The organism is Nocardia sp. NPDC050630 (assembly GCF_044457245.1).
GTDB lineage: Bacteria > Actinomycetota > Actinomycetes > Mycobacteriales > Mycobacteriaceae > Nocardia.
Genome location: NZ_JBITGN010000011.1, coordinates 12691 through 24564 on the forward strand (window position 1 = coordinate 12691; position 11874 = coordinate 24564).

The window sequence follows — 11874 nt, forward strand, 5'->3', positions numbered from 1 at the left end:
GCTATTCGACGATCCTTAGCAGAACCATTCGACTCCTCCGTTGAGTCGGCCGCAGCAATGGTCGCGCAAACGAAGGGGCAAGCGGTCCTCCGGAGGGAGCGGCGCATGCTTGGTGCACTTGGTTCGAACGACCTGATCATAGGTATCAATCCATTCGATGAGCCGAACGCACGGCTGGTCGTCGCCGTGGAACGAGCAGGCGGCCTGGGTGTCCTGGCTCTGAAGGGGGAAACGGCACAGGCAGACCTCGCGGAGGTGTGCACTTGGTGGCCGGGAACTTTCGGGGTTCGGGTGCCGCGAGATTGCGATCTCACCCCGCATGATCTGCCTGAGCGGGTCGACACCGTAGTACTGCCATGTGTGCCCCGCCAGGGCTCGCCTTGGTGGCCAGCGGTCGTCGAGCCAGGTCAGCGGGTGTTGATCGAAGTGATCTCGCAAGTCGAGGCACGCGCCGCTGTCGCGGCCGGGGCGGACGGCCTGATTGCACGTGGCTGTGAAGCAGGCGGGCGAGTCGGTCGTTCGACCACTTTTGTGCTGATGCAGCAACTGCTGGCGGACTCACAGATCACGGTGCCCATCTGGGCCGCAGGTGGAATCGGCGTACGCACGGCCGCCGCCGCGATCGCGGGCGGGGCCGCTGGCGTCGTATTGGACGTCCAGTTCGCACTAACCGCCGAGATGGATCTCCCGTTGGAGGTGTCGAGCGCAATTCGGGCGATGGATGGCAGCGAGACCGCGGTGGTCGGCGGGTACCGCTTCTACGTCCGGCCGGACCTTCCGCTAGCCAGGAGCATGGTCAGTGCCGATGAGGTCGCCCCTGAGACGATCGCCGCTCGGTTGGGCGCAAGTGACCTGCGTGAACAACTGCTGCCGGTCGGTCAGGAAGCCGCCACGGCGGCGCAGCTGGCGTCGCGCCACGTCACCGCGGGCGGCGTGGTCCATGCGATTCGCGGCTCCGTTATGGCCGCGTTGACTACCGCGCAGACATGCCGGCCGCTCGATTCGGGCGCGGCCTTCGCCGTCGCGCACGGACTGCGCTTTCCTATCGCGCAGGGTCCGATGACACACGTGAGCGATAGAGCCGCCTTCGCGTCGGCAGTCGCGGACGCAGGTGGACTGCCGTTCCTAGCGCTGTCTCTGCTGTCCGGGGAGAAAACCCAGGCACTGCTGGAGCAGACTGCTGGGCTGCTGGGCGATCGGCCTTGGGGCGCGGGAATCCTCGGGTTCGTACCGACCGAAATCCGCGAGGCGCAGCTTGCGGCGATACTCGCGGTCCGTCCACCTTTCGCGCTCATCGCGGGTGGGCGGCCGTCGCAGTCGGCGGAGCTGGAAGCGGCTGGCATCCCCACCTTCTTGCATGTGCCATCACCAGGCCTGCTCGACCAGTTCTTGGCCCAAGGCGCGCGTCGGTTCGTTTTCGAGGGCAGTGAGTGCGGCGGCCATGTTGGTCCACGCAGCAGCTTCGCGCTGTGGGAGACCCAGATCGAACGCCTGCTGGCGTTCGGCACAAGCCCGGCTGCGGGCGAGCGGTACTTCGAGGAGCTGCAAATCCTGTTCGCCGGCGGCGTGCACGACGAGCGGTCGGCGGCCATGGTCGCTGTGCTCGGCGCTCCGTTGGCCGAACGCGGCGCCGGGCTCGGCGTGCTGATGGGCACCGCGTACCTCTTCACCGAGGAGGCCGTTGCATCGGGCGCGATCACATCCACATTTCAGCGCGCGGCACTGGACTGTGCGCACACCGTGCTGTTGGAGACCTCGCCCGGGCACTCCACCCGGTGTGTGGACACGCAGTATGTGAGTACATTTCTGGAAACCAAGCGCCGGCTGGCCGCTGATGGAGTCGGACAGCAGCAAATGTGGGCCGAGCTGGAGAAGCTCAACCTCGGCAGGCTGCGCATCGCAAGTAAGGGGCTGCGCCGACAGGGCGCGGACATCGTGCCGGTCGACGAGACCCTTCAAAGCGCCGACGGCATGTTCATGATCGGCGACGTCGCCTCGCTGCGGGCGGCCACGACGACGGTTGAGCGACTGCACAACGAGGTGAGTGCGGGCGCCACCGATATGGTCGCGGCCAGGGCTGCCGAGCTGGGGATCACCTCGCCATCAACTCCGGCCGGAAAATCGGATGCGGACGCATCGACGCTGGACGTGGCGATCGTCGGCATCGCCGGTGTCTTTCCGCAGGCAGAAGATACCGCACGGTACTGGTCCAACGTGGTCGGCGGCGTAGATGCCATAACCGAGGTCTCGGCTGACCGCTGGGATCCCGCCGTCTACTTCGATCCGGATGCGGTGGGGCGCGTCGGGGGAGGTAAGTCGCCGTCGAAATGGGGCGGATTCCTGCCGGACGTTGCGTTCGACGCGCTCGCGTACGGAATCCCGCCCGCGTCCCTCTCAGGTGTCGAGCCGGTCCAGCTCCTGGCGTTGGAGGTAGCCATCAGAGCGCTGCGTGATGCCGGATACAGTGACCGCGAGTTCGATCGGCAACGTACCTCCGTGGTGTTCGGAACCGAGGCGGGAACCGACCTGGGAACGGCGTACGGTTTCCGATCGCTTTTCCCCGCCTATTTCGGTGCACTGCCATCAGCTCTGGACGCCCACTTGCCCGCCATGAGCGAGGATTCGTTCCCAGGCGTGCTCGGCAACGTGATCGCCGGTCGCATCGCCAACCGGCTCGACCTGCGCGGCGTGAACTACACGGTGGACGCAGCGTGCGCCTCGTCGCTCGCGGCCCTCGACTCAGCCTGCAAGGAACTGCGGGCCGGCACCAGCGACATGGTGCTGTGCGGGGGCGCGGACACCCACAACAGCATCTACGACTACCTCCTCTTCGCCGCTGTGGGTGCCCTATCCGGCAGCGGACGGTGCCGAACGTTCGACGCGACGGCCGATGGAATAGCTCTCGGGGAAGGGGTTGGTTGCCTAGTCCTCAAACGTCTGGCCGATGCCGAGCGCGACGGTGACCGCGTGTACGCGGTGATCAAGGGGATCGCCGGCTCCAGCGATGGACGTTCGTTGGGGCTCACGGCCCCGCGGCTCGAGGGGCAACAGCTTGCGATGGATCGGGCTTACCACATGGCTGGCCTGTCGCCCGCGAGACTCGGTCTCGTCGAAGCGCACGGCACCGGCACCATCGTGGGGGATCGTACCGAGCTCGCCGCGCTGACCCGGGTGCTGACCGAAGCCGGCGCCACCCCGGGTGTCTGTGCGCTGGGATCGGTGAAGTCCCAGATCGGCCACACCAAATGTGCGGCCGGTATCGCAAGCCTGATCAAGGTGGCGCGGGCGATCTACGCGGGCGTGCGTCCGCCGACAAGCAACATCACGGCGCCGAACGAATATTGGAAGCGTGAGTCGAGCCCGTTCTTCTTCGATACAGCGGCTCGGCCCTGGCTCGCGCACCCGGCCGATCGGATCGGGGGTGTCAGCTCGTTCGGGTTCGGTGGCACCAATTTCCACGCGGTGCTCGCGGGGTACCGCGGCGCCCCCGAGCCGGCACATGGACTCGACGAGTGGCCAGCGGAGCTGTTCTTTTTCCGCGGCGCCGATGAAACCGAGGCAGTGCGGGAGATGGACCGCATATCCGAACTCATCGCAACCAATGACACCGCCGGACGGCCCTGGCGGCTGCGGGATCTCGCTCGTACTGCATCGGCGACCTCTTCGCAATGCCCGGTGCGAGTCGCGGTTGTGGCATCCGACCTGGACGAGCTGGCGGGCAAGCTGGCTCGCGCTCGGGCTTTCGAACCCGCGCCCGAGGACGGGATTTTCGTTGCGCCGGATGGGAGCGAAACCGGTCAGGTGGCGTTCCTGTTTCCTGGCCAGGGATCGCAGCGAGTCGGGATGCTCGCCGATCTTTTCGTGGCCTTCCCCAGGCTGCGGCGCCACCTACATCTGGGGGCCCAGTGGTACGAAGCGATGTTTCCGCCGGCAGCCTTCTCGCCGGAGGAGACCACTCGCCAACGCGCCACGCTGACCGATACCCGGGTTGCCCAGCCCGCGCTCGGTGTCGCAGAGATCGCCGTGTCGGACCTGCTCGCCATGGTGGGCGTTCGACCTGATGTGGTCGCGGGCCACAGCTACGGCGAACTTGTCGCGCTTTGCGCAGCCGATGCGCTCGACGAGGGGGAGTTGCTCGCGTTGAGCCGGGCGCGTGGCGAGGCGATCCTGGCCGCGGCTGGGGAAGACCCCGGCCAGATGGCGGCAGTGAGCGCCGCACCCGAGCGGGTGCGGGATTTCCTCGCGCGCGACGAGTCGTGCGCCGAACTGGTGGTGGCCAACCACAACGCCCCCGAACAGACTGTTATCGCCGGCGCGACTCGAGCGATCGAAACGGTGCTCGCCAAGCTCGGCGAGCACGGCATTTCCGCGACCAAGGTGCCCGTGGCGTGCGCGTTCCACAGTCCGGTGGTCGCCGCCGCTGGTGCCCTGCTTGCCGACGAACTCGGCCGTTGCTCAGTGAGCGCGCCGAGAATGCCGGTGTGGTCGAACGCGACCGCCTCACCGTATCCCGCCGACGCGGATGGCATCCGTGAGCTACTCGTGCGCCAGGTCGCCGAACCGGTTCGCTTCGTCGAGCAGATCGAGGCGATGTTCGAATCCGGCGTCCGCGTTTTTGTCGAGGCCGGGCCCGGGCGGGTGCTGACCGGACTCGTCGACAAGATCCTCGACGGTCGCCCACACCGGGCGATAGCTTGCGACGTTCCGGGCGAGCCCGGACTGCGTCGGTTGTTGCTGGCGCTCGCTGAACTCGCGGTGGCGGGGGTGCCGGTCGATCCAATGCCGCTGTTCCGCGGGCGAGATGCGGCCGTGGTATCGGCGTCCACAGCGCCGCGCCGACCGGGCTGGGTCGTCAACGGCTATCTGGTGCGCACCTCCGATGGTCAGTATCTCCCCGGCGCGTTTCAGCCGGCGCGGGAGCTGGGGACGCAGGCGGTTCCCGCCCTTCCTGGCATGCCGATCGAGGTCGGCGCAGCCCGCGACAGCACGATGATGGACTTCCTACGCTCCACTCGCGAGCTGATGGCCGCACAACGCGACGTGATGCTGGGCTATCTCGGCGCGCCGGTTGAGCCGCGCCTCACGAATTCCGCGCCGGACAACGTGGCGTCGGCGCCGAACAGCGCAGCCCCCGCTGCCGCGGACGTCCCCTTACCCACTAATGGCAGTGAGCCGCAACCCGATGCCCCGTTGACGCCGGATCACGCGCTGGCGGCGCTGCGGACGATCGTCAGCGAGCGCACCGGATACCCCGAGGACATGCTCCAAGCAGACCTCGACCTCGAAGCCGATCTCAGCATCGACTCGATCAAGCGCACCGAGATCCTCGGCGCCTTGCAGGAGCGGGTAACCGCGTTCGGTGCCGGCCTCGCGGCGGTCGACGAGTCCGGTGTGGAGCAGTTGGGCCGCCTCAAGACGCTGCGCGCCATCGTCGATTGGCTCATCGGTCGCTCGAATGGGTCGCCGGTCCCGGGCGGATCGCATGAGGCTGGCGAAGACGTGGCCCCCAGCGGTCAATCCACGCCGACGAGCGCGGGTTCGTCGCCCGCCGCTGGGTGCGAGCGGTTCGTGGTCGAAGTCGCCGAGCTGGAGGAATCCGTCGTGGCGGCGAACAGTAACGGCGCTGCCCTCGCCGATCGCCGGTTCGCAATCGTCGAGGCGGGGCTTGGCATCGACCACGAACTTGCTGCCCTGCTGGAGCGGCACGGCGCGCAAGTTCGCATTGTGCGCGGACTCGAGGATGGCGACGCGGCGCTGCGGGAGGCCGATACGGTCGTGCACCTCGCTGCCGTCGTTCCAGGGACAAAGCCGGTACTGCCGGATGGGTTTTCCGGGATCCGCGACATCGTTCTGGGCGGAACTCGTAAGTTGCTGATAGCGACCGGGTTCGGCGGTAGGTTCGGCAGGGAGGGTACCGAGAGCGAACTCGTGCACGACGCGGGACTGGGCCTGCACGGATTGGTCCGCGCGCTTGCCCGCGAATTCCCGGAGCTCGACGTACGTGCCGTCGATATCGACGTCAACGACGAGCCGCACCGGATCGCTTCATACCTTCTTGCCGAGCTGCTATGCGTGGATGCCCCCGCTGTTGTCGGTTACCGCGACGGCAAGCGTGCCGCACCGCGTGTCACGTCTGCTCCACTGCCAGTCGCGCCGACCGATGGCGATATCGCGGCACTCGGGCTCGAGCCCTCCTCCGTTGTTCTGCTGACGGGAGGCGCTCGCGGAATCACGTCCGATGTCGCGATCGGGCTGGCCCGAGCGACCGGCTGCCACATCGAGCTGGTTGGGCGAACTCCCGCGCCGAGCGGCCAGGAGGATCCCGAGACGGCGAAGGCAACCGACCGGGTCTCCATGCGGCGCGTGGTGATCGAGCAGGGCATCCGTTCTCCGTCCGAGGTCGAGGCGGTGACCAGTAGGCTGCTCAAACAACGGGAGATCCAGGCCACCATGGCCGAGCTGAGTCGGTATGCCGGCTCGGTGCGCTACCACGCGGCCGACGTGCGAGATTCCGCGGCGATGCGCGGTGTTGTCGAGGACATTTACGGTCGGCACGGACGTCTCGACGGTGCGGTCCACGGCGCCGGCGTGCTGGACGACCGGCTGCTGTGCGATAAGACTCTCGCCGGGTTCGAACGAGTCTTCACGACCAAGGTCGACGGCGCCCGGGCACTCATTGCCGCAGTCCGGCCCGATCTGCGTTTCCTCGTGCTCTTCGGCAGCATCGTCGGTGTATACGGAAACCGCGGCCAGGCGGACTACGCGGCGGCCAACGACGCTCTGGACACCATGGCCCACGCGGCGTCAACGCGATTCGCTGGGCGCGTCGTGTCGGTGGACTGGGGCCCATGGGCGACCGCCGACGGCGGTATGGTCTCGGCCGAACTCGAGCATGAGTACGCCCGTCGCGGGCTCGGGGTCATCGACCACGACGACGGCGTAGCCTGCCTGCTTCGGGAACTGGCTCACGGTGGCGACTCGGGCGCCGCGCAGATCATCTATGTGCGTGGACATCCCGAAGCGATTGTCGGGAATGGGCACACACACGGTAGGCAAGAGCGGATCGATGCCTGAGTCGCCACTCGGGCTCGACGCGGCGGTCGTCGGATTAGGGGCACTCTTCCCGGGGGCGCCCGACACTCCGACGTTCTGGCGCAACATCGTCGAGGGCGTGGACGCCATCACCGAGGTGCCGGCGTCTCGCTGGGACCCGAGTTACTACGAGCCGGACGCACCCGCCGCAAGTGACCGTATGTACTGTCACAGGGGCGGTTTCGTCGACGAACTGGCAACTTTCGACCCCGCGCGACATGGCATCATGCCGGTCGCGGCCGCTGGCGCCGAACCCGACCAGCTCCTGGCGCTGCGGGTAGCGACCGAAGCGATCGACGATGCCGGCGGGGAAGAACGGTTACCGGATCGCAGCCGGGTAGGGGTCATCCTGGGTCGCGGCGGGTACTTGTCGGCGGCCGGAGCCCGCTTGGACCAGCGGGTACGAACCGCGCACCAGCTCATTGCGACCCTTCGTGACCTTGTTCCGGGTCTAGCCGAGGCGGAGCTGAACAAGGTACGGGAGGCCTTCCAGGAACGCTTGGGACCCGAGCGGCCCGAAGCGGCGATTGGTCTGGTGCCGAATCTGGCTGCCTCCCTCGTCGCCAGCCGGCTCGATCTGGGAGGTCCCGCGTATGTCGTGGATGCGGCCTGCGCGTCCGCTCTGATCGCCGTGGATCAAGCCATCGTCGAACTCGCCTCGCGGCGGTGTGACGCGGTAATCGCCGGTGGGGTGCACCACACCCACGACATCGTGATGTGGAGTGTCTTCACCCAGCTCGGCGCTCTCAGCCGCAGCCAGACCATCCGCCCGTTCCACCGTGGCGCCGACGGCATGCTGATAGGCGAGGGCACCGGGATGGTTTTGCTCAAGCGGCTGGAGGACGCCCAGCGTGACGGCGACCGAATCTATGCGGTTATCCGCGGCACCGGAGTGTCCAGCGACGGGCGGGCTTCTACTCTGATGGCGCCGCGGACACAGGGGCAGGTGCTCGCGCTGCAGCGCGCCTGGCACGCTGCCGGCCTCGATCCCACCGCTCCTGCGTCGATCGGCCTGCTCGAAGCGCACGGCACCGCGACGCCGCTCGGTGACGAGACCGAGCTCGACACGCTCACTCAGGTCTTCGGACCTGGTAACGGCACTCGCGAGAAGCGCGGGCCGCACCCGGATATCGGCATCGGCTCGGTCAAATCCATGATCGGGCATGCCATGCCCGCCGCTGGCATCGCTGGACTGATCAAAGCTGTCCTCGCGGTGCACTATGGTGTCCTGCCACCGACGCTGCATTGTGAGGAGCCCCGCCGCGCCCTCACCGGCACCCGGTTCATCCCGGTCACACAGGCCCGGCCGTGGGATGGCCCAGCCCACATTCCGCGCCGCGCTGCGGTCGACGCCTTCGGATTCGGCGGGATAAACACCCACGTGATTGTCGAGCAAGCGCCGGGAGCCTCGACCGCCGCCGATGTGCCGCACTCCACCAACCGGCATTCGGATATCGAGGGCGAACACCTGCTGCTGTTGACCGGCGCTGACACCGATGAAATCGCTCGCAGCCTGGCGGTTGATGACGCGCGGCTGCTCGAGCGGGACGATGCCGCAGGCCACGCGGTGGACGGCGGACCGAGTCGGCTGGCGATCGTCGCCCCGGATCCGCGGCGGCTGGCCTTGGCGCGCAAGATCGTTGCCCGAGGCAGCCCGTGGCGTGGGCGCAACGATATCTATTTCGAACCGTCGCCCTTGCTCAATGCGACTGGCGGGATCGCGTTCCTCTTCCCCGGTCTGGAGCAGGACATCGAATACGAGGTGGACGATGTGGCCGAACACTTCGGCCTTCCGGCGCCGCGACTGCGCCGCGGCAGCCACTTCATCGAGCAAGCGGTCGACGCGATCACTGTCGGCCGTCTGTTCGCTACAGCCCTCGGCGAGTTGGGCGTCGTCCCGAACGTAGTGGCCGGGCATAGCCTCGGCGAGTGGACTGCCATGGTCGTCGGCGGGATCTACACACGGGAGAGTCTGGACGGTTTTTTGGAATCGCTCGGGCCTGACTTCGCGCAGCCGCTCGACCTTGTGTACGCGGCGCTCGGCTGTTCCGCCGAGCGGGCCGTTGCTGTCCTCGGCGACTTGGCGGGCGCGACCAGTGTCGTTGTGTCGCATGACAATTGCCCGCACCAATCGGTTATCTGCGGTCCCCCGGACCGCATCCGAGCCGCGGTAGCCAGATTCCGTGACCATGCGGTGCTCGCTCAACTGGTTCCGGTGCGGACCGGCTTCCACACGCCGATGATCGAGCCGTACCTCGCCCCGGCTCACGACGCGCTGCACCAACTGTCCCTGCGGCCGCCCGACGTACCGGTCTGGTCGGCAACTTCCCTCGCCCCATTCCCGGACTCACCCGACGAAGTCCGCGGTCTGGTAATCCGACACCTGATCGAGCCGGTGCGGTTCCGACAGCTCATCGACAAGCTCTACGACTCCGGGATCAGGGCGTTCATCCAAGTGGGACCCGGCAGTCTGCCCGGGTTCGTCGAGGACACGCTGCGCGGACGTGAGCACCTTGTGGTGGCGGCCGCTGCGCCGGGTCGAACCGGCCTCGATCAACTGCGTAGAGTTGCTGCTGCGCTGTGGACTGCCGGCCGGTCTCCGCACTGTCATCGGCTGCCCGGTGTGCGCGTACCGACCGCGCAATCGGCCACCACCATGCAGCTCGACCTGGGTAATCCGCTCGTTCACATCAACGAAGCGATCGAACCGCTCACGATCTCGACAGGACCGAACTCGCTCCCTGTCGATCACGCGCGCGACCACCCCGTTCTCGCCGAATTCGACACCCTTCTGTCCGATGTGACCGCAGAGGCGAGATCGGTGGTCGATGCCTGGCGCGCCGGCGGGACGTCGACCGCGCCGGTCGTCGGGGACCCCGTCGCGCCTCCTGCCGAGGTCACGATCAGCCAAGTCTGCTCGCTGGAAACAATGCCCGAGTTGGTCGACCATTCCCTGGCCGCCGTACCGGCGGGGTGGCCCGATCCCTCCGATGCGTTTCCGGTGGTTCCGCTGACGGTGATGCTCGAGATGATGGCCGACGCCGCGCGAACGTTGTTCCCGGACCGAGTGCTGGTCGGCTGGGCGAAGGTTCGTGCTGTTCGCTGGCTCGTCGCCGCCCCACCAACGACCGTGACCATACATGCCAAGGTGGACGGTCATGGTCCCGATGGTGTCGAACGGGTCACTGTGCGAATCGAAGGGCATGCCAGCGGTACGGTCCTGCTCGCCGCGAGCTACCCCGAACCTCCCGCCCCGAGCACCGAGCCGCTGACGGGAGAACGGCCGCCGGTAGTCGGCGCGCCAGCGGTGTACACCGACCACTGGGCGTTCCACGGTCCGCGCTTCGCCGGGATCGCCGATATCTTGTGTAGCGCGGACAACGGTCACCGCGGCGTCCTCGTGAACCTGCCGACCAGGGGAGCGCTGTTGGACGCCGCTGGGCAGCTCATCGGCCACTGGGCACAGATCAGCCTGGACGCCAATAGGGTTTGCTTTCCGGTCAGCGTCGAGGCGATCCACATCTACGGGCCATATCCCGACGTCGGAGCGCGGTTGACCCAGACCGTGTGGGCTCGGCAGATCACCGATACCGAGGTGTGCGCCGATTCCGAACTCGTCGACGAGACAGGCCACCTCTGGGCTCGGATGCAGAGCTGGACCGACCACCGTTTCGCCAGCGATGAGGTCACCTGGCCGATGAAGTTCGACCCGGCGTCGACCGGGATCGGCGAGATGCAGCCGGGAGACTGGTGTCTGGTGCGGGAACGCTGGCCCGATACCGGTTCGCGTGAGCTGGCGATGCGCCGATACCTGCGAGCTGATGAGCGTACCGAGTACGAACACTTGCCCCCGCTAGCCCAACGACAGTGGCTACTCGGCCGGATTGCCGCCAAGGACGCGGTACGGAATTGGTCCTGGGGTCGCGGCGGCGGTCCGGTGTACCCGTGCGAGGTCGGTGTCGGCACAGACGAGCAGGGCCAGCCGTGCGTTATCGGTGGACCGGTCCCCCCGGAGTTACGGGTCTGCATCGCGCAGAGCGAATGTCGGGGGCGCGCATCTGGCCTCGGTGTCGCGCTCGCCGGAACGAGGCCGGTCGGCATCGATATCCAGGCAGTGGCCCAGCGAACCGGCACAGCCGACTTCTCGCTCACCGAGAGCGAACGGGCGCAGCTGGATCGTCTGGCCGGGGATCGGACGACATGGTCGACCCGGTTCTGGACGGCTAAGGAGGCAGTCGCCAAAGCACTCGGGACAGACCTGCGTGGCCAGGATTTCGTCGTTTCGGCCACGGCGAGCAGTGATGACGGTGACGAAGTCCTCACCGTGAAGGCGGTCGCCGGCGACTCCACGACCTGGCGAGTCCACACCCGCCTCGTCGACCGCGCGAATGAAGCACACGTAGTCGCCTGGACAGCAACGGACGATCGAGAGGACGCTCAATGACACTCGACAGCAAAGAGATTCGCGTTTTCGACGAAGTGGTCAGCCTGCTGACCCAGGTGATCGGCGCAGATTTCCTGTTGGACGTCGAGATCACCCCGGCTACTACCTTCAGCGACGACCTGGCGATGGAAAGCATCGAGATGGTGGCATTGGGGGAGAAGCTCCAGGAGCGCTTCGGCGCGAACGTCGACTTCGTGGCTTTCGTCGCCGACATGGATATCGACGAGATAATTTCGATGAACGTGGGCCGCCTGGTGACACACATCGAGCGCTGTCTCGCAAGCCCCGCCGCTGACACCGTGCCGGGCCAGGAGCCGGTCCCGACGCCGGAGTGAGCG

At 67.1% G+C, this 11874-nt stretch carries 3 protein-coding genes; all 3 read left to right on the forward strand.

From position 1 onward, the window contains the following. Positions 1 to 105 precede the first annotated feature (105 nt). Genes ACIBG0_RS25625 through ACIBG0_RS25635 form a run of 3 tightly spaced genes read left to right on the forward strand, consistent with a single transcriptional unit; the run spans position 106 to position 11871 of the window. Positions 106 to 7074, forward strand: coding sequence for an SDR family NAD(P)-dependent oxidoreductase (locus ACIBG0_RS25625; protein ID WP_397035513.1), 6969 nt, complete (start codon positions 106 to 108; stop codon positions 7072 to 7074). Further along, the gene (locus ACIBG0_RS25630; protein WP_397035514.1) at positions 7067 to 11536 is read left to right on the forward strand and encodes a beta-ketoacyl synthase N-terminal-like domain-containing protein; all 4470 of its coding nucleotides are present in this window, start codon (positions 7067 to 7069) and stop codon (positions 11534 to 11536) included. The genes ACIBG0_RS25625 and ACIBG0_RS25630 overlap by 8 nt, the downstream gene beginning before the upstream one ends. Further along, a complete protein-coding gene (locus ACIBG0_RS25635; RefSeq protein WP_397035515.1) occupies positions 11533 to 11871 on the forward strand; it encodes an acyl carrier protein in 339 nt (112 codons plus the stop codon). The genes ACIBG0_RS25630 and ACIBG0_RS25635 overlap by 4 nt, the downstream gene beginning before the upstream one ends. Positions 11872 to 11874: the final 3 nt, after the last annotated feature.